We start from the raw sequence: 18,088 nt of genomic DNA on the forward strand, positions 1-18,088 counted from the left end.
CATAATAACTCAGTCACGTAGCGTGATGATAACAATTTTTTGGGTGCTATTTAGTAACTGTTTTTACAAACTGACTCAAGCACTCGGTCAGTTTTGCAAGTTCTATGGGTTTTGCTAAATGTTCGGTAAAGCCTGCTTTTTTAGCTTTAATTTTATCTTCTGGCATGGCATCAGCTGTTAGCGCAATGATGGGTAATGTGTGTTGCGATTTAAACGCTCGAATTAATTCTGTTGCTTTATAGCCATCCATAACAGGCATTTGGCAATCCATTAATACCAAATCAAAATGTTGTTCTTTGATTATATTTACAGCTTCTTCACCATTTTCAACCAAGTGAGGAATGATACCTAAAGATCCCAACATCGCTTTTATTACCATTTGATTCACAGGATTGTCTTCTGCGACCAAAATATTTAAAGACGTAATATCAATATCTTTTGATATGGCTTCTGGCTCTATATCTGGCTCTGATGTTGTTAAGTTAACGGCAAACGTAAAGGTTGACCCTTCACCCAGCTCGCTTTTTAAATTAAGTGTTGCTCCCATTAGCAAACATAGTTCTTTAGCTATTGTTAAACCAAGGCCAGTGCCACCAAATTTTCGAGAGGTTGAACTGTCAGCTTGGGTAAATGCGTTAAATAAGGTGTTGTGTTGGTTTTTTTCAATACCTATGCCAGTATCTGATACTGCAATGCTTAGTTTTACCTTATTGGCAGACACAAACTCTGTATCTATATCGAGCGTAACGCTTCCTTCGTTAGTAAATTTAATCGCATTACTACATAAATTAAGTAGTATTTGTTCTATGCGCATTGCATCGCCTAAAAACCAGGTATCTACAGGTAAGTTACATTTGAGAATCCATTCAATGTTCTTATTTTTCGCACTTTGCTCAAACATTGTGTCAATGCGCGTTACAAGTGCTTTTGGATCAAACGCAATGGACTCTAGTATTAAATGTTGTGACTCTATTTTTGAAATATCAAGAACGTCGTTAATTAGGTTTAATAGACTGTTTGAAGAGGAGTAAATTTTTTTAATGTAGCTGAACAGCTTTTGAGCATCATCACCTTTTTTCGCAAGTGACGATAGGCCAATAATGGCATTTAATGGGGTGCGTATTTCGTGACTCATATTGGCTAAAAATTGGCTTTTAGCGCTATTGGCTAAGTCAGACTGTTTTTTGGCTTTTACCAATGAGCTTGTTCGTTCTGCAACTTGGCGGCTAAGCGCTAGTTGCTGCTGGTTAAATAGCATTAACACTACAATAATAAGTAAACACACAGCGGTTTGTAGCATAAGTAAAAATAAAGACATTTCAATGTTTTGTTGTGAAATGTAGTTTTCTTTAAGTGCTAATTTTATTACCCATTGCTGCCCTCCAAAGTTAATATTGAATGACATTAACTGGCTTTGGGTTGCTTGCTCAAAGTTTTGAGAGTCGTTACTGTAAAAGGCGGGTTCGTTGTCAAATTCAAACACATCAATAGAAAACATTTCAGATTGCTGCTGTGTAATAGCTTGTTCAATAATTTTATGGGCCAAAAATACACCGGTGGCATAACCCTTTATATTTTCATTTTGACCATAAACAGGCGCAAATAGTAGATAGGCGGGTGTTGGTGTTTTTGTTTGGACTAATTGAATGATTTTAGTGCTGATAGGTAAATATTTGATAGCTGGATTTTGCAAAGATGCTTTTCGATCTGGGTTTGAATATACATTAAAGCCAACCGCCTTTTGGTTACTTTCTAAAGGAGCTATATATTTAACAACCACTAGAGGGTCATCATCTTCGAGAGGATCACCAACAATGTTTATATTTTGCCGATAAATTGTTGACATTGTATTACTGAGTGTTTGGCGTTGCGCTTGTGTTATTTGTACATTCCAAGACAATGCTTTAATAAATGAATGCTTTTCAAGTAGTTTATTTGCTGAAGCGTAAAAGTCTTGCTCATTAAACTCAGGTGATGATTGTACTTGGCTTGCTAAGCTTTGCACGGCGATAATACTTTGATTTATATACCTGTATAAACTGTTTTCAATAACTTCAACTTCTCGCTCTGCAATTTTAATTGTATTTTTGCTGTTTTCGCGTTCGTAAATTTGTGCTGTAAGCGCCACAGATATAAATAAAATAGAGCAAACTGCAATGGTTTCAAAGGCTAAGACTTTGCGTTGTCCAGGTGCTTTGGGCAGTAGCGACAATAAAAAAGGTGAGGCAATAAGTACCCCTAATATATCTCCTAACCACCAATAAATAACATGAAGCCAATGGTCCTCAATACTATAAAGTGGGTTAAAGTTACTTAACGCAAATACACCAATATTTGATGATAGTAAGCTTACTAAAACAGCAACTACAGCAATAAAATAAGCAATGTATTTTCGTTTACGAAAATAAAGCGGATTTCCCAACCAATACCTTAATATTGCGGCACCGACCATAGCTTGGATAATAACGCCAAGGGCAATGTAAATGGCCTGAGTAAACGTATTGCCGACCAACATTATTTCATGAGCTGAGTTATCGAATATATTTAAGTTAAATGCAATTGCTGCTGCAAATAAAGGCGGTATAAAACGCCACCACCATATATAACAACCAACTAAAGCAATACCTGCCGGTAGCCAAATAGGGACTATTTGCGAGTTAAATGCAAACGCAGTAAGTCCAACGCCCAGTAAGTAATAAGCGAGGGCGAATAATATGTAGAAAATAATTGATTGAGAGGTTGAGGCGAATATTTTCACATAATATCCATATATCTATGTTTCTGTTTAAGAAATATCAGTATAGCTAACAACTTTGTATTTGCCGTACTTTTATAGCGGAAGCTGCTTTTTAGTGAACGACTGCTTAAGTACCACCGTTGACTCTATATTCGCTATGCAGCTCAAACTACCTAACCGATGTTTAACAAATTGTTCATAGCTTTCAAGATCGTTAGCAATAATTTTTAGTAAATAATCATAGCTACCTGATATTACACTGCACTCTAATACATGAGGTAGCTTTTCTACCGACTGTTCAAATAAGTCTGCCGCGCTAACAGAATTTTGATTTAGCCTAATAAAAGCATATACCAATACGTTCAGTTCAAGTTTTTTAGGATTAATTGACGCGTGGTAGCCCGTAATAACATGCTCTTTTTCAAGTTTTTTGATTCGCCTTAAGCAAGGCGTATCAGACAAGCTAATCGTATTTGCTAAATCTGAAACCGATATTCTGGCATTTTCTTGCAGTGCTGTGAGTATTTGCTGATCTTTTTTATCTAACATTTATTGTTATCTATTTTTAAATTTTTAGTGATTATCACTAATTATAGACACTTTCACTTTGTTTTTTGATGATTTACGCTCACGTTACTCTGTTAGCATTTAAATATAAAAATAATAGAGCAAAATAATGAATACACATACGGCCACATTTGATGATTGGATACGCACTGAGTTTGTAGAGATAAATACTGAATTAGAGCTGCTTTATTGGCAGCAATTCGATAAAGCAAATGTTGAAGGTGTTGGTGAGAAATTAAAGCAACAATTAAAAAGGCAAGGCAATGTATTAATTTCACACTTGTTAGCAGAAGGAAATACCGATCAAGGGTTTGATCGTGCATTTGATTTATTAGGCAATGTTGGATTATTCATGGCTGCATGTCGCCGCCATGAAATAACTGAGCCCAGTAGAGAAACTACTTCACCTTTGGTAGAGGCATCGGCATTGGCAATGCATATTGGTGCGTCGATTGGTGTAACACCGCGGTTTGCTACCGCGCATTTAACCACCCACAATAAAGCTGTTAATGGCACCTATAAGCGCTTTACTAATTTACCTGATGAAAAACTTTTTTTAGATTATAACACTCAAGGTATTTTAGCCTACAAGCGAGCAAGTGATGCCTTATTAAAGATAGTACCACTGGGTATTTCGCACCCTTTGTGTGGTGAATTACTAAAGGCTGCAAAGTACGCGCTCATTAATGTAATTGAATCTAACAATGCACTTTACACACAATTAGATACAGATCGTTTTTTTAACTGCGTTCGCCCTTACTACAAACCATACCGTGTTGGTAAAGAGATTTATCGAGGTGCAAACGCAGGCGATTTTGCCGGAATTAACGTAATTGATATGTTGCTTGGTCTTTGTAGTGCAAATGAGCCAAGCTACTCACAAATGCTGGTGGATAAGTTTTTGTATATGATGCCAGAAGATCAGCAAATATTAAGAGAGTCAATGCGAATACAAAGCTTTATGGACGATTTTTTACAGGCGCAGCAATATAAAAATAGCAACTGGTTTAAATCACATGGAAAGCTATTTATGCAAGTATGTAAGTTACATGGTGACACAGCAATCGGACATCATAACCAATTAGTAGAAAAATTTATTGCGCAACCGTCAAAGCAAATGCACGAGCAACATTTAAGTAAAGTAACGGCAAGTGGACCGCCACTTCATGTATTACTCGATTCGTTAGAAAAGTTGAGGGATAGACGCGCAGCGGCAAAAAGGGACGATATAAAAACGCGGTTTGATGATCTCAATTCATTAAAAGAGTGGGTGAAGTAATATGCTTAAAAATGATTTTTGTATATCTGAAGGTTGCTACTTTTTAAGCCACTCCGTCGGCAGGCCACTAAAAAGTTCTCAACAGTACTTTACAGAGCACTATCTATCACCATGGCAAGATTCAAATAAAGAGCCATGGCAACAATGGTTACCTCAAATAGATGCGTTTACTTCTGCACTAGGTAAGTTATTTAATTCGCCAAGTTCACAATTTTGCCCGCAAGTTAACTTATCAAGCGGTTTAACTAAGTTAGTTATGTCGCACCCTCAATTACAACAAGCACGCTGCAAAGTGCTTATGGCACAAAGCGACTTTCCAAGTATGGGGTTTGTAATGCAAAAGGCGTTACCGCGTTGTGCAGAAATACTGTTTATTCCTGAAGAAGAAGACCTAAGCGATATAACTGTATGGGAGCGTTATTTAACATCCGATATAGATATGGTGTTTGTAAGCCATGTTTATTCAAATACGGGGGTTCAAGCACCGATAAGCGATATTGTACTACGCAGTAAGATGACTAATAGCCTTTCAATAATTGATGTGGCGCAATCTGCTGGAGTGTTGCCTATTGATTTAACAACGCTTGATGCCGATTTCATGATTGGCTCAAGTGTTAAATGGTTGTGCGGCGGGCCAGGTGCAGCCTACTTATGGGTTAATCAAAAGCAGCTGGAGCAGTGTAAGCCAAAAGATGTAGGGTGGTTTTCTCATGAAGACCCCTTTGAGTTTAATATTAACCATTTTAGTTATCATCACAGCGCGCTGAGATTTTGGGGAGGCACCCCTTCTATAGCCCCGTACGTGATTGCTGTGAATAGTATAAATTACTTTGCAGATCTGACAGTTAGAAAGGTAAGAGAGCATAATCTCGCGATGATTTCGAATATTCATCAGCATTTAAGTGAATTTGTTGTATCACCAATACAAAGCAATCAATGTAGTGGTACCGTTATTTTGTTTTTTAAGAATAAACAGCAGCAAATATTAGCAGCGCTGGGTAAAGCAAACATGAGTGTTGACGAGCGCAAACACGGAATACGAGTCTCACCGCATATTTACACAACGAAAAAAGATGTAAACGCGCTTATCAACACCATAAAGCAAGCGCTTAAGGAATTTGACTAAGCAACTGCTTTCGTTGACGTAAAGCATCTATTTGTTGTTGTGTACGCGTAACTTTTGATTCATATGCGCTGGTAATTGGCGCTGTTTTTTTAGCAATGGCGTCAGCAATAGAAGAGGCGCCTAACCGGTTAGCCTGATCTTGTGTAACATAGCTGGCTTGCTTTACTTGCTCTTGGTAAGTTTTTTCTGTTTGTTTAAGTGTTAATTGTAGCTTGCTTATTTCACGTTCTATTTGCTGAACTTCTAAAAAATTGTCTACAGAACTATCTATTACATTATTTGATTGAGTGGGGCTTTTATAGGCTTCAATTATATTGATTTCTTTTAGTGTGATCTGTTCGGCATCTTTTGAGCAAGGTGTTTGGCTAAAGGTAGGAACGCCTTTAATTACACACTTGTATACCGTTGTATTTTGCGAAAAAGAAAAAAAAGGTAGCACTGCGCATGTAATTAACAATATAAACCTGTTCATAGCAAACCTAAAGTGGCTATCGTTTTAGTAATAATGCACTAAGTCATAGCGGGTTACAATTTGTTTAATTTTTATAAATTTTAGGCACAAAAAAACCACAATTAAGTGGTTTATATAGTATATGGTGGAGAGGGAGGGATTCGAACCCTCGATAGAGCTACAAACTCTATACTCCCTTAGCAGGGGAGCTCCTTCGGCCACTCGGACACCTCTCCAACGCATAACCGGTTGTATTGATGATATAAAAAACCACCAACTAAAATATGGTGGAGAGATAGGGATTTGAACCCTAGATAGGCTACAAACCTATGCCGGTTTTCAAGACCGGTGCATTCGACCACTCTGCCATCTCTCCGTGACGCAGAATAATACTTAGGTGATGGGGGTGTGTAAATAGCAAAATGTCTGTTTGCCTAAAAAATAGACGTAAATACGTGTTTTTTTTACAAATTAGGGGAAATTAAGGCAATTATTAATAAAATAAAGAGGTTGCAGCAAACTGTGGGAGCTAAAAAAGAGACTTTTTAGTGGTTGGGTGTTTGCTGCACCGAATAAATAACCATGGTTGGGTGATTATTTATATTGCGCTGCGCCGCCAAGTGCTAATTTTTTTCCAAGCGTATTAAGTCTAGCTAGCATTTTTGCTTTTCGGTTGGTTGGTTTAACTGCAATTTGTGTGTTTGCTGTTTGGTTTAATGTATTTATAGGGTTCATCACTTGGCTCCGGTTTAGGTCTGTTGAAAACATGCGCATTTTGCATGCAAAGCGTACAAAAATAAAACGATAAAAATTACCTGTGAGACATTAGTTATTTTTATCTGAAATGGTGATTGTTAATCAAATGTTTAATTGTGTTTTTTCTGTTTTTTAATTTTTATTTCACCCTGTTGTTTTTTAGTTTGTTGTTTTAAATGTATTTTTACTATTTTTGTTTTTTATTTATGCATATTCGATTGTTTTAAATGGGTAATTATTCAGATTATTTTATTTAGGTTTTTAATCATTGTGTTTGTAGTGTTTTTTATTGCAGCTAGTAGTTATGTTTAGCGCAATAAGAATCGTCAATAATTTGATATTTAAAATAGTAATTGACTTAAAAATACGATTTTTTAATAGTGTGCTTCTCTAATAAATAAAAAGCGCCTGCTATGAGGCAGGCGCTTTAGTGTTAGTTACGTTTAAACGTGTCTAACTGGGGATGGAGCCTCTCAGCTTTTTGCTAAGGGCATAAATTTTGAAGCAAATTACTTGCTGAATATTTTAGTCTTGCTTAGCCACTAAAAATTGGATGATTAAATCTTTAGTGTTATCAAAAACAGGGGGGCATATGAGTTAAATTTATGTCCATAAAACGCTGCTTTTATCTTTATTATTTATAACGATAAATAACGAACGCAGTCTATGTTTGTATAAAGCCATAAAGTTGTTTACTTAGGCAAGTACTAACTAGACCAATAACCCTTATTTTGAGCCGAACAACATAAACGAGAAAAAAGAGACAGAACAGATACAAAAAAGCAGCATTCAATAAAATAAAATGCTGCTGAAGGGATGTTAAATATAGTGAGTTAATTGCGGGTTATTTAACGTGTTTAAAGGTAAATAATTGATAACCTTCTAGCTCAGGAACTAACGTTACTAGCTGCTCTTCTTGTTTTGCAATTTCAGCAAAATTACCGCATAACGAATTAGCTCGTTGCTCTAAATTGTTCGCGTGTAACTCTACTTTCTCTTCAATTTGTGCGCCCATATTTTCCATGCGTTCTTCGAATGCATCCATATCGCCGCCAGAACCTAATAACTCCGATCCAAGCGCGACCAGTATACTACCCATAGATTGCATGACTGCTGATTCAACGGCTGTTTCTATCTGTTTTTCAAACTGATGCTCAAAGTTTTCACCAAATTGGTTAAAACTTTGCTGGCCCATAACAAAGGTGCCTTCTTGATAAAACGTGTTTTCTACTTCTACGCGTATATCGTCCATTAACGATGACATATCGTCTAAGCCATTAATGTTAAAAGCATTACCGACTTCTTCTAAAGCAACACCGGCGATTTTTACGCCGTCTAATGCAATATTAGCGACTTCGGGTAGCTGTATACGTAAGCTATCAGAGTATTGAGTAAGAGCTTGGCGTTGTGAGTTATTAAGCGCTACAAACTCACCGTTTACCATTAAATCGCCATTGTTGTTGAATTGCATAGCTTGGTTTTTTGCTGTAAAAATTTCTAGTTCGTTTGGCTTGATGCGAACGTCATTTTTAAACTCTACGTCGCATTGATCGTTGCTAAATGAAAGTGTTGAATCATTATCGTTGTGTGCCATAGCAACAGGTGTACAGATTAATGCGCTAACTAATAGTAATTTTTTCATGTGATGACTCTATTTTTTGTTGATAACAAATAACTAATAACAAGTTTGGTGCCACTATTTTTTTATCAACAAAAGCAATGGCTTGTGTTTTTTGCTGGGTTTAAAGGTCTGTTTTGTTTTTATTATTAGACTATATTTTAGTGAAATTAACCAACGAATGTAAATTTATAAAAAAAATTTATCGATACGATAAAAAACTCTCACTTTCCACAATTGCAATTTAGCGCTATTTATTCACATTAATGACATGAAGGCTATTTACTATGGCTTTGTGGCTTTACTTTGATGCTAATTTGCACAGCATATTGGTGTTAAATTTTTTAATTTACCAATTACATTAATTAAAGCGTAATTGGTCTCAAACACTTTATGGAGTGGGTTGTGGGTAAGACATTTAGTTACGATGCGCTAGATGATGATTTTGTTGAAGACGAATACGAAATGGTCGGTCGAAATCAACACGATAAAAACAAGCAAAAGGTTAAGAAAAAGTTGGAAGACTACCTTGAGCAAAAACGCTTGCGCAAAAATCTAGGCGAAGATGACTTAAGCGATTACATTGATTAAATTGCACTAGTATAAATACAATACCAATTAATAACGGCAGCTAAGTGCACAGACAAGTACGCTTAAGCAGTTGTTACATTGGCAATAAAGAGGCTAATAGCCTCTTTATTACTTTTTACTGTGTGCTTTTAGCCTTACTTAATGCTTTTTGTATAGTGAGCTCTATCTTTTCTGGCTTAGTAAAAGGGGCATAGCGCTTAATTGGTGTGCCATCGGCTGCAATTAAAAACTTAGTGAAATTCCATTTTATTTTTCGAGTTAAAAACCCCGGTAAAGCTGATTTTAAAAAGCGAAATACAGGGTGTGCATTTTTTCCATTCACATCAACTTTGTCTGTTATTAAAAAACTGACTCCGTAATTTATTAAGCACCCTTGCTCTATTTGCGACGCATTTCCAGGTTCTTGTTGGCCAAATTGATTGCACGGAAAGCCTATAATCACAAGTCCTTGACTGGCGTACTTTTCATGAAGCGCTTGTAAAGATGCGTACTGGTAGGTAAATCCGCATTTACTTGCAGTATTAACAATGAGTACAACTTTTCCCTCAAAACCATCAAAGTTAATAGGTTGGCCCTGTAGACTTGTTGCGCTTAATTGATGAAATTTTTGCATGGTGGCTTCTTATTATTGTTGTTAGGCATACTTTAACGCGGTAAAGGTTTTACATAAAGTATAAAGTTTATTTGTGGAGCGAGACATGTGACCTAACGGCCTTGGTATAGCCTGAGCTAAATTTTGTGTATTGCTTATACCTAATTTCACATCCTTGTAGGTGAAAATAATAAACAATCTTCAGGCTGCTAAAACCTAACTATAGAGGGTAATAAACCCTAATTTAAAATTAGAAACAAACCCATACCGGCAAGTGTTGTGTAATAAATGTTATGTGTTTTATAAGCTACAATAATGGCTACAATAGCGGCACTTAAGTAAGGGTTTTGCCAATGCAGGTTTATGCCTTCGTCACCCAAAAATACAATAGGAACCCAAATAGCGGTAAGTACGGCCGGAGCACTAAAGCTTAAAAATTGCTGCATTTTAGGGCCCACTTTAAATGGCAATGCACGGTGTAAAAATAAATAACGCGTAAAAAACGTAATGCAGGCCATGAGTAAAATAGTGGTCATCATGTTTTAGTGTCCTTTTTCGCTGTTAGCCTTGCCGTTGTATAACCTGCACTCATTGCTAATAATGCGGAGCACACTAGCCATAATTCAAACCCTGTGCTTTTTAACCACGTAGCAGTAATACCCGCCACAATAACAGTCACTAAAGAGGCGGTATTTTTAATACCGGGAATAACCAAGGCGATAAAAGTAGCTGCAATTGCAAAGTCGAGCCCTAAGTTAGTTAAATCAGGAAGCATAGATCCTGCAACAATGCCTATTAATGTCCATATATTCCATGCGATGTAAAAACTAAAGCCTGCACTAAGCGCATAAACTAAACGCACTTTTGTACGATAAGCTTTACGGTGATGAGAAAACGCAAATAATTCATCGGTTAATACAAAGCTAACAGGTAGGCGCCATCGCATTGGTTGATCTATGACTTTATGTCTAACAGCAAGTCCATATAAAAAATGCCGAGAGCTAATTATAAACGTAGTGAATAATATGGTAAGTAAGGGGGTGTTACCCGCCATAAGTTCAATAGCGACAAGTTGAGCTGAACCTGCAAAAACCAGTAACGACATGGCTTGTGTTTCAAGAGCTGTAAATCCATTTTGAATAGCTAAAGAGCCGCAGAGTATTCCCCATGGAATAACGGCTAAGCAAAGCGGAAGCATATCTAAAAAGCCTTTTATTATCGCTTTTTTAACTGGTTGCATAGCATTTACCTTGCTGGCTTGTAGAATGGCAGATAACGACACCTTATTATGAGGTTGATTAGCATTTTAATAATACTGTTTTTTAGAGGGTAAACACAATGACGACGATAAAAGTATGGGATGGGTTTATACGGTGTTTTCATTGGCTGTTAGTCATTAGTATTGCTGTTTTATATTTTAGTGTAGAAGAAGGCATGATTGAGCTGCATTTTGTTGCTGGGTTCTTTACTTTAGCGCTCATTGTTACGCGAATAGTATGGGGGATTTTTGGCAGCCGAACAGCAAAGTTAAGTGGCTTGTTTCACTCACCTAAGGCTGTGTTACAGGGGCTTAAAAAACCGATTGACACCATTGGGCACTCTGCTCCTGGTAGCTATATGGTTCTTGCTTTCTTTACGCTTATATTAACGCAATTAATTACCGGGTTGATGAGTAGCGACGGTATTTTAACTGACGGCCCGCTTGTTGAATATGTATCGAGTGATACGGTCGATTTTGCTAATTGGCTGCATCACCTCAATTTTGACATATTACTGTATGCAATAGGCTTGCATATAGCGGCAATTGTTGTTTACAAAATTAAAGGTAAGCCTTTAGTAAAAGCAATGATTACTGGAGAAAAAGCATCAAAATCAAACAGTGTACAAAGCTCCGTAACTAAGTCGCCTTGGCTCGCATGGGCTATATTTGCAGGCTTACTGCTTATACTCGCATTTACTTGGGGGCAAGAGCCTTTACAGTACTTATTTGGATAAATTTAGCTTTAAATTGGTCCTTAATTACTGGTTGTAAATCTCGGTTACATTCTTTTGTTTGATTGTTGGGGAGTGGGTACTTATAATTAACCCTTCCTTGGCAAGTTAATGGTTTGCAGTATTACTTGTTATTGGTGCTTGTTGTTTATTCATAGTGAATAAACTATGTCACTCTTAAGGTGTAGCCGTGTTTATGCATACGTCGTTGGCCTGCGGGGAATGGTCAACAATTGGTTGCTTAAATCATCACACTCAATTATTTATTGGTGATGTGGTGAAAGTAACTTTTTATGACATGCAAGGAGAGCTAATTAGCTTATCGTTTGATTTTAAAATTACTTCATTTGAACAAGGGGAGCCTCACGCTTGGCCGCGTTTGATAGCAGAATACATTAATGTTCACATTCCTTTGGTTAGTGCAGGAAAAATGACTGAACACGGTTTAGTAGTCGCTTATCGGAATAATAAAATCTTTGCATTGCAAAGTAGCGGTATATGCAAAGCGCATATTGATTTTCATTGTATTGCAAAATGCGACGATCATGACGTGAGTACTCAAAGCTTGTATGAGTATGTTTACCCTGAGCATAGTGAACGCTATAACGCAGGTACTAAGGTGTTACAGCCTAAAGATGGTTGCATATATCAATGTAGGCCTTGGCCTTTTAACGAGTTTTGTCGAAAAGCAAAGGATAAACAGTCAATATTTGAACCAGGGATAGGTAAAAGTTGGGCTATGGCTTGGCTGCAATTATAAATTAGTTAATTACATGTTTCTTCCCATAGGTATTACAGGTTTAGGAATAAATCGGTTGCCTTTAAGCCCACTCAACTATTGAGTGGGCTTTTTTATTTTTATGATAAACTGTGAGCATTATTACTTCTTTAATTTGGTTTATTTGTGCCTAGTTCAGACTACTCTTTACGCTTGTTGCCTCATTTCCCTGTTGCTGAAAAGCAGCCCCACACATTAACTACACATAATAAAAAAAGAACCGACCATTACTATTGGATGCGTGATGATGAGCGCAAAAATGAAAAAGTACTCGCACATTTACAAGCCGAAAATAACTATTGCGATGAGCAATTAGCATGTATTAAACCCTTGCAAAATACCTTATTCGAAGAGTTAAAAGCGCGTATTGTAAAAGACGACAATTCCGTGCCCGTCAAAGATGGAAAATACTGGTATCACTCTGAAGTGCGCGGTGACGATGAATATGCGCGTCATTATCGTAGCACAAGTATTAAAGCTGAAAATAAAGCCCTTTTGCTAGATGTAAACGAACTTGCACAAGATTTTGAATTTTTTGACCTTGGGGAAGTTGCATTAAGCCCTAATGAGCAGCTTATGGCGTATTCACAAGATACTGAGGGTCGCCGTATTTATAACGTTCGTTTTAAAAATATATCAACAGGTGAAATGCTCACTGATGAGCTTGAAAATACAGAAGGGCAAGTTGTTTGGGCAAACGACAATAAAACCGTTTTTTATGTTAAAAAAGATCTGCAAACTTTATTAGGGTACCAAGTATTTAGGCATGAGCTGGGAAGTGCGCAAAGCCAAGATGTGTTGGTGTATGAAGAGCAAGACAGCAGCTTTTTTATGGGACTGGGTAAAAGCCGAGATGAAGCGCTAATTATAATTGATTTGGCATCTACTGAGTCCAACGACACATGGGTGCTTGATGCCAATAATCCGCAAGGTCAATTTAGCGCACTCATGCAAAGAGAAGAGGGTCATGAGTTTGATGTCGATAAGTTAGGTGACACATTTTATATTGTCACCAACTGGCAAGCTAAAAACTTTAGATTGATGACTGCAACCGAGCAGACCATTGCAGATAAAACTCAGTGGCAAGAGCATACAGCCCACAGGGAACATGTATTACTTGAAGGCGTTGAGCTTTTTAATGATTTTTTAGTCCTCAGCGAACGAGAGCAAGGACAAGCACGTTTTGTTGTAGTAAATAAAGAAGGCAAGCGTATGGCGCTTGAGTTCGACGATCCTTGCTATTACGCTGCTGTTGCAATGAACCCAGAGCCCAATGTTAAAACGGCGCGCATTTATTACTCAAGCTTAACCACTCCAGGTTCTTTGTACGATGTTGACCTTATAACGGGTGAAAAAACATTGCTTAAACAGCAAAAGGTATTAGGTGACTTTAAAGCCACAGATTATAAGTCTGAGCGGCTGATGATTACTTCGCGTGATGGCGTCAAAATACCTGCTTCCGTTGTATACCGAAAAGATAGTTTTAAAAAAGATGGCACCAACCCATTATTTCAATATGGGTATGGGGCTTATGGTTACACCATTGATCCGAGCTTCTCTAGCACGTCGCTCAGCTTACTTGACCGTGGTTTTGTTTATGTCATTGCACATGTGCGTGGTTCCGAAATGCTAGGCCGCAATTGGTATGAGCAAGGTAAAAAAACACATAAACAAAATAGTTTTAGTGATTTTATCGACGTAACAAAAGCGCTGGTTGAACAAAAATACTGTGATAGCAGCAAAGTATTTGCATCAGGCGGCAGTGCGGGTGGCTTGCTTATGGGCGCCGTGCTGAATCAAGCCCCACAGTTATATTGTGGCGTAGGGTGTCATGTGCCATTTTTAGATGTACTCACCACTATGTTGGACGAGAGTATTCCACTGACCACCAACGAGTATGATGAATGGGGAAACCCGAACGATCCACAGTTTTATAATGTAATAGAATCGTATTCGCCTTATGACAATATAAGCGCACAAAATTACCCTAATATATTAGTCACTACCGGCCTACATGACTCGCAAGTGCAGTACTGGGAGCCCATGAAGTGGGTTGCTAAAATGCGAGAATACAAAACAGATAATAATATATTGGTATTTAAAACCGATATGGACGCAGGTCACGGCGGCGCATCTGGACGCTTTAAAAGCTTGGAAGAAAAAGCACTTGAAATGGCATTTTTTATTGCGTTGGTTGAATGATACATTTTGTTAAATAAACAAAAAAGCCTCAGTGGTAGCTGAGGCTTTCAAAATAAGAATAACGTTTAGCTTAATCCAAATAAGCTTTTAGCATCCAAACTAGTTTTTCTTGTTCAGAGATGTAGTCTCCCATTAATGATGCTGTACCTTCATCGCCTGCATCACCCGCTTGGTTTAAAATCTCACGTTGCTTTTTAATTAATGTACTGTAGCCCGCTAATATATTTTCTACGGCAGTAACACCATCACTTATGCCTTTTGCTTCTTTTATTTCACTTACTTCAAGGTAATCTGAAAATGCATGTAACGGCGCGCCATCGAGCGTTAAAATACGCTCTGCAATCTCGTCTACTTTCAAAAGTAACAGGTTATAAATTTCTTCAAACTTAACGTGTAATTCAAAAAAGTTACGGCCTTTGATGTTCCAGTGAAAACCACGAGCATTCATATACTGTATTTGGTAGCTACTCAGTAGAGTATTAAGTGATTTTACAATGTCGTCGCTTTTTGCGCTGTTTAAACCAATTGCATTTACATGTGACATAACTTGCTCCTTAAGAACCGTTTGTTTGTTAACTTGAGTAAAGTATTACTTTTTTAGTTAGATTAGTAAAATTGTTTATATCTATAGAATTAATAGTTAAAACCTATTAAATGACTGGTGCATAAGTTTTGTTTGCTCTATACAGACATGGGGTCTAATTATTAAAATTCACCTCATTTTTTTAAAGTGGTTTGTTGCGTAAAATATGATCTAAAACAAGCTTAGACGGGGTTATTAAATTTGTTATTTTATTTTTTGATTTAGGTCAAAAATCACTCTTTTTGAAAGCGCATAATAATGATGCTGAATTAATTAGGAGAGTGAACATGTATGCAAAAACAGGCAAACAAAATAAAGCAGAGTTAATTGTGGTATGTATTGCGCTGGTGGCATTTGTGCTTGGTTTAGTAGCTCATCTAGCGGGTGCAAGTATCGCTAACTCAGACGTGTTTGGTTATATAGCTGCGCCAATCCCGTTGGTGCTCGGGGTTATTGTTATACTAAGTTATAAAATAGCTGAGGCAGCAGAAGATTAACTGCCTTCGCCTAAACACTTTAAAATATAATCGACCACTTCACGTGAGTAAATCATACTGGTATGGCTTAAGTGAAACACTTTGTGTTCTGCCATACCTTTTAGTTTAGTTTCATCAAGAAGAACCGTGCCGTCTGACTTGCTACCCTTTACAATAAGAGGCATTAAGCCGATTGGTAGGTCGCCAGCAATACTATAAAGCTTTGCTTTAAATGGCCAGTTACCATTTTGTGTGAGTAAAAACTCAACGCTATTTTTTAAAAAAGCTTCAAACCCTTTTTGCTTCATTTTATGTGCAATGTGACTGCCTTGATGGGGAGTACCAAGCGTTACTACTTTTGTAACGAATTGGCTCGCGTCTGAGTTAGCTTCTAAGTAAGCTCTAGCCACTAACCCACCCATAGAGTGGCATACTAAGGCTGTGGGCTCATTACCAATAAACTCATCTATTTGTTTAAAAATAGCATCACGATTTGGGTCAAGAGTATTGTATGTAAGGTTTAACACGTTAACGCCTGAGCTCTCTAACCTAGAGCAAAGGGGGCGCATAACAAAGCCAGACATATACAAGCCATGTAAAACAATAACGTGTTTAACTTTCATATAATCCCTAAAGCAACTGCAATTACATTAATTGCTGTGGTTTTATCTCAATATTTGTATTATCAGTGTTAACCCATACCTCACCATCTTGAATGGTGACAGTAAGCTGTATGTTGCGGTCAACTAGGTCTGCAAGTGCCTGTGTTGCTGCATAGTCTAAACTAAAAATACTTAAATTTTTAAATTCGTACAATTTTGGTTGGTGTTTTTGCCACCATATAGCTTGGTTGTTTTCACCGTAGGTATAAAGCACAACTTTTTTAGATTTATTGCAGGCTTTTTTAAGGCGCTTTTCGTCAGGTAAGCCTAGCTCAATCCAAAGCTCTATTTCTTCACTGTAATTTACGTGCCAAAGCTCTGGCTCGTCATCAGCACTTAGCCCTTTGGTAAACTCTAAACCATCACAATAGTTAAGTGCAAACGCGAGCAGGCGAATCATTAACCGCTGGTCAGTTTCCGATGGATGCTGAGCCAGAGTTAAATTTGTGTCTTGATAAACATGGCGATCCATATCGCTAAGCGATAATTGTGCCTTCATAATGGTTGATTTAAGAGCCATAACAACTAATCTAAAAATATTTTCGCCAGTATAGCGCAATTAAATGAATTGCCAGTTAAAATAGCGCTTAAATATACGTTAGGAGTTAAAAATGGCTATCCAGTGGTTCCCTGGGCACATGAATAAAGCCCGAAATGAAATTAAAGAAATAATGCCACAAATGGATGTGATCATTGAAGTGCTTGACGCACGCATTCCTTATAGTAGCGAAAATCCAATGGTGACAACCCTTCGTGAAGGTAAACCGGTCATCAAAATTTTAAATAAGGCTGATTTAGCCGATCCTAAAATGACTCAAGTATGGAGAGACTACTTTGAGCAAGAAAGTGGTGTTAAAGCCATTGCGTTTGGTCATGATAAAGCTGCTGAAGTACACCGTATTAATGAGCTTTGTAAAAAGTTAGTGCCACATAAAGTGGGTGCCGATAAGCAAATAAAAGCCATGATCATGGGTATTCCAAACGTGGGTAAATCTACATTAATTAATGTATTAGCTGGTCGTATAGTGGCAAAAACGGGTAATGAACCTGCGGTTACCAAGGCGCAGCAGCGCATTAAGCTTGAAGACGGCATTATGCTATACGATACGCCAGGCATGCTTTGGCCAAAAGTAGAGAACGAGAATTCAGGTTATCGTTTAGGTGCAACGGGTGCAATACGCGACACTGCACTTGAGTACGAAGAAGTTGCTAGTTACACCGCTGAATATCTACTGCATGCTTATCCTGAACTACTAAAAGCGCGCTATAAGTTAAACGAATTGCCAGAAAGCGATTGGGAATTTGTGGAAATGGCGGGTAAAAAGCGTGGTTGTATTCGTGGTGGTAATCAAATAGACACGTATAAAATGTCTGAAATACTCATTAACGAACTTCGAGATGGCATTATTGGTCGCATTACCATGGAAACACCAGCCATGCGTGAAGAAGAAGAAATAATGGTTGCCGGATTACGCGCCGCTGCAGAAGCTAAAAAAGCTGCTAAAGAAGAAGAGAAAAAACAGCGCCGTGCACGCGCACGAAAAAACCGCCGTTAAATTGTGAGCTTATGTGAGTATGTTGCTCACTAATTTACAGACATAAAAAAAGCCCGTAAGGGCTTTTTTAGTTTCATATCTACCGTCACCGATATGAGCAATGTAGCAAGTAAAATAGTAGG

19 protein-coding genes and 2 tRNA genes are annotated in these 18,088 nt (G+C 37.6%); 8 read left to right on the top strand and 13 right to left on the bottom strand.

The window, feature by feature from the left end:
• Positions 1 to 46: 46 nt before the first annotated feature.
• Complete coding sequence (locus MTF67_RS17215; RefSeq protein WP_248520242.1) at positions 47 to 2,758, bottom strand: ATP-binding protein; 2,712 nt, start codon at positions 2,756 to 2,758, stop codon at positions 47 to 49.
• Between the two features lie 72 nt (positions 2,759 to 2,830).
• Entirely contained in the window at positions 2,831 to 3,286 is a 456-nt protein-coding gene (locus tag MTF67_RS17220) for an Lrp/AsnC family transcriptional regulator (RefSeq protein WP_008128312.1), read from the bottom strand.
• Between the two features lie 127 nt (positions 3,287 to 3,413).
• Here MTF67_RS17220 and MTF67_RS17225 point away from each other — a divergent pair, with 127 nt between their 5' ends.
• Entirely contained in the window at positions 3,414 to 4,583 is a 1,170-nt protein-coding gene (locus MTF67_RS17225; RefSeq protein WP_138741162.1) for a monodechloroaminopyrrolnitrin synthase PrnB family protein, read from the top strand.
• 1 nt (position 4,584) lies between these two features.
• Positions 4,585 to 5,709: an aminotransferase class V-fold PLP-dependent enzyme gene (locus tag MTF67_RS17230; protein ID WP_248520243.1), complete on the top strand. Its 1,125-nt coding sequence runs from the start codon at positions 4,585 to 4,587 to the stop codon at positions 5,707 to 5,709.
• On the opposite strand, the gene MTF67_RS17235 is transcribed toward MTF67_RS17230, so the two are convergent.
• The 5 genes from MTF67_RS17235 to MTF67_RS17255 form a co-directional block, all read right to left on the bottom strand.
• Positions 5,693 to 6,181: an RNA-binding protein gene (locus MTF67_RS17235; RefSeq protein ID WP_138741163.1), complete on the bottom strand. Its 489-nt coding sequence runs from the start codon at positions 6,179 to 6,181 to the stop codon at positions 5,693 to 5,695. The two genes, MTF67_RS17230 and MTF67_RS17235, sit on opposite strands and share 17 nt — an antisense overlap.
• Positions 6,182 to 6,303: 122 nt before the next feature.
• Positions 6,304 to 6,396: transfer RNA gene (locus MTF67_RS17240), tRNA-Ser, on the bottom strand.
• A gap of 49 nt (positions 6,397 to 6,445) precedes the next feature.
• Positions 6,446 to 6,536: transfer RNA gene (locus MTF67_RS17245), tRNA-Ser, on the bottom strand.
• 218 nt (positions 6,537 to 6,754) lie between these two features.
• Positions 6,755 to 6,895: a hypothetical protein gene (locus tag MTF67_RS17250; protein WP_008128321.1), complete on the bottom strand. Its 141-nt coding sequence runs from the start codon at positions 6,893 to 6,895 to the stop codon at positions 6,755 to 6,757.
• Between the two features lie 865 nt (positions 6,896 to 7,760).
• Positions 7,761 to 8,558 carry a YggN family protein gene (locus MTF67_RS17255; protein WP_248520244.1) on the bottom strand — a complete coding sequence of 266 codons (798 nt, stop codon included), beginning with the start codon at positions 8,556 to 8,558 and terminating at the stop codon, positions 7,761 to 7,763.
• Between the two features lie 381 nt (positions 8,559 to 8,939).
• On the opposite strand from MTF67_RS17255, the gene MTF67_RS17260 reads away from it, so the two are divergent.
• Entirely contained in the window at positions 8,940 to 9,125 is a 186-nt protein-coding gene (locus MTF67_RS17260; protein ID WP_010558095.1) for a hypothetical protein, read from the top strand.
• Positions 9,126 to 9,240: 115 nt separating this feature from the next.
• Here MTF67_RS17260 and MTF67_RS17265 read toward each other — a convergent pair whose 3' ends face one another.
• The 3 genes from MTF67_RS17265 to MTF67_RS17275 all read right to left on the bottom strand — a co-directional run bounded on the left by MTF67_RS17265 (position 9,241) and on the right by MTF67_RS17275 (position 10,957).
• Positions 9,241 to 9,738, bottom strand: coding sequence for a glutathione peroxidase (locus MTF67_RS17265; RefSeq protein WP_248520245.1), 498 nt, complete (start codon positions 9,736 to 9,738; stop codon positions 9,241 to 9,243).
• Positions 9,739 to 9,956: 218 nt separating this feature from the next.
• Positions 9,957 to 10,256 (bottom strand): AzlD domain-containing protein, encoded by a 300-nt coding sequence (locus MTF67_RS17270; RefSeq protein ID WP_006793840.1) that lies wholly within the window; start codon positions 10,254 to 10,256, stop codon positions 9,957 to 9,959.
• Complete coding sequence (locus MTF67_RS17275; protein ID WP_008128327.1) at positions 10,253 to 10,957, bottom strand: AzlC family ABC transporter permease; 705 nt, start codon at positions 10,955 to 10,957, stop codon at positions 10,253 to 10,255. Before MTF67_RS17275 ends, MTF67_RS17270 begins: the two co-directional genes overlap by 4 nt.
• 98 nt (positions 10,958 to 11,055) lie before the next feature.
• On the opposite strand from MTF67_RS17275, the gene MTF67_RS17280 reads away from it, so the two are divergent.
• The 3 genes from MTF67_RS17280 to MTF67_RS17290 all read left to right on the top strand — a co-directional run bounded on the left by MTF67_RS17280 (position 11,056) and on the right by MTF67_RS17290 (position 14,689).
• Positions 11,056 to 11,712 carry a cytochrome b/b6 domain-containing protein gene (locus MTF67_RS17280; protein ID WP_248520246.1) on the top strand — a complete coding sequence of 219 codons (657 nt, stop codon included), beginning with the start codon at positions 11,056 to 11,058 and terminating at the stop codon, positions 11,710 to 11,712.
• Between the two features lie 193 nt (positions 11,713 to 11,905).
• Positions 11,906 to 12,469, top strand: coding sequence for a chitin-binding protein (locus MTF67_RS17285; RefSeq protein WP_248520247.1), 564 nt, complete (start codon positions 11,906 to 11,908; stop codon positions 12,467 to 12,469).
• 144 nt (positions 12,470 to 12,613) lie between these two features.
• Complete coding sequence (locus MTF67_RS17290; protein WP_248520248.1) at positions 12,614 to 14,689, top strand: S9 family peptidase; 2,076 nt, start codon at positions 12,614 to 12,616, stop codon at positions 14,687 to 14,689.
• Positions 14,690 to 14,759: 70 nt separating this feature from the next.
• On the opposite strand, the gene MTF67_RS17295 is transcribed toward MTF67_RS17290, so the two are convergent.
• Positions 14,760 to 15,233 carry a Dps family protein gene (locus tag MTF67_RS17295; RefSeq protein WP_006793845.1) on the bottom strand — a complete coding sequence of 158 codons (474 nt, stop codon included), beginning with the start codon at positions 15,231 to 15,233 and terminating at the stop codon, positions 14,760 to 14,762.
• A gap of 326 nt (positions 15,234 to 15,559) precedes the next feature.
• Here MTF67_RS17295 and MTF67_RS17300 point away from each other — a divergent pair, with 326 nt between their 5' ends.
• Positions 15,560 to 15,769: a hypothetical protein gene (locus tag MTF67_RS17300; RefSeq protein WP_008128335.1), complete on the top strand. Its 210-nt coding sequence runs from the start codon at positions 15,560 to 15,562 to the stop codon at positions 15,767 to 15,769.
• On the opposite strand, the gene MTF67_RS17305 is transcribed toward MTF67_RS17300, so the two are convergent.
• Together MTF67_RS17305 and MTF67_RS17310 are read right to left on the bottom strand one after the other, a co-directional pair.
• Positions 15,766 to 16,371 carry an alpha/beta hydrolase gene (locus MTF67_RS17305; protein ID WP_006793847.1) on the bottom strand — a complete coding sequence of 202 codons (606 nt, stop codon included), beginning with the start codon at positions 16,369 to 16,371 and terminating at the stop codon, positions 15,766 to 15,768. The two genes, MTF67_RS17300 and MTF67_RS17305, sit on opposite strands and share 4 nt — an antisense overlap.
• Before the next feature lie 22 nt (positions 16,372 to 16,393).
• On the bottom strand, positions 16,394 to 16,930 hold the full coding sequence (locus MTF67_RS17310; protein WP_033019669.1) for a YaeQ family protein: 537 nt from the start codon (positions 16,928 to 16,930) through the stop codon (positions 16,394 to 16,396).
• Between the two features lie 91 nt (positions 16,931 to 17,021).
• Between MTF67_RS17310 and ylqF the strand changes: the two genes are divergently transcribed.
• A complete protein-coding gene (gene ylqF / locus MTF67_RS17315) occupies positions 17,022 to 17,966 on the top strand; it encodes a ribosome biogenesis GTPase YlqF (protein WP_006793849.1) in 945 nt (314 codons plus the stop codon).
• Positions 17,967 to 18,088 lie beyond the last annotated feature (122 nt).

Origin of the sequence: Pseudoalteromonas sp. 2CM32C (assembly GCF_023161925.1) — a bacterium.
GTDB classification, from domain to species: Bacteria; Pseudomonadota; Gammaproteobacteria; order Enterobacterales; family Alteromonadaceae; genus Pseudoalteromonas; species Pseudoalteromonas marina.

Excerpts from the sequence above, each read along its gene's own strand:
- MTF67_RS17220 (WP_008128312.1), bottom strand. The coding sequence starts at position 3,286 with ATGTTAGATAAAAAAGATCAGCAAATACTCACAGCACTGCAAGAAAAT.
- MTF67_RS17225 (WP_138741162.1), top strand. The coding sequence starts at position 3,414 with ATGAATACACATACGGCCACATTTGATGATTGGATACGCACTGAGTTT.
- MTF67_RS17230 (WP_248520243.1), top strand. The coding sequence starts at position 4,585 with ATGCTTAAAAATGATTTTTGTATATCTGAAGGTTGCTACTTTTTAAGC.
- MTF67_RS17235 (WP_138741163.1), bottom strand. The coding sequence starts at position 6,181 with ATGAACAGGTTTATATTGTTAATTACATGCGCAGTGCTACCTTTTTTT.
- MTF67_RS17250 (WP_008128321.1), bottom strand. The coding sequence starts at position 6,895 with ATGAACCCTATAAATACATTAAACCAAACAGCAAACACACAAATTGCA.
- MTF67_RS17255 (WP_248520244.1), bottom strand. The coding sequence starts at position 8,558 with ATGAAAAAATTACTATTAGTTAGCGCATTAATCTGTACACCTGTTGCT.
- MTF67_RS17265 (WP_248520245.1), bottom strand. The coding sequence starts at position 9,738 with ATGCAAAAATTTCATCAATTAAGCGCAACAAGTCTACAGGGCCAACCT.
- MTF67_RS17270 (WP_006793840.1), bottom strand. The coding sequence starts at position 10,256 with ATGATGACCACTATTTTACTCATGGCCTGCATTACGTTTTTTACGCGT.
- MTF67_RS17275 (WP_008128327.1), bottom strand. The coding sequence starts at position 10,957 with ATGCAACCAGTTAAAAAAGCGATAATAAAAGGCTTTTTAGATATGCTT.
- MTF67_RS17280 (WP_248520246.1), top strand. The coding sequence starts at position 11,056 with ATGACGACGATAAAAGTATGGGATGGGTTTATACGGTGTTTTCATTGG.
- MTF67_RS17285 (WP_248520247.1), top strand. The coding sequence starts at position 11,906 with ATGCATACGTCGTTGGCCTGCGGGGAATGGTCAACAATTGGTTGCTTA.
- MTF67_RS17295 (WP_006793845.1), bottom strand. The coding sequence starts at position 15,233 with ATGTCACATGTAAATGCAATTGGTTTAAACAGCGCAAAAAGCGACGAC.
- MTF67_RS17300 (WP_008128335.1), top strand. The coding sequence starts at position 15,560 with ATGTATGCAAAAACAGGCAAACAAAATAAAGCAGAGTTAATTGTGGTA.
- MTF67_RS17305 (WP_006793847.1), bottom strand. The coding sequence starts at position 16,371 with ATGAAAGTTAAACACGTTATTGTTTTACATGGCTTGTATATGTCTGGC.
- MTF67_RS17310 (WP_033019669.1), bottom strand. The coding sequence starts at position 16,930 with ATGGCTCTTAAATCAACCATTATGAAGGCACAATTATCGCTTAGCGAT.
- ylqF (WP_006793849.1), top strand. The coding sequence starts at position 17,022 with ATGGCTATCCAGTGGTTCCCTGGGCACATGAATAAAGCCCGAAATGAA.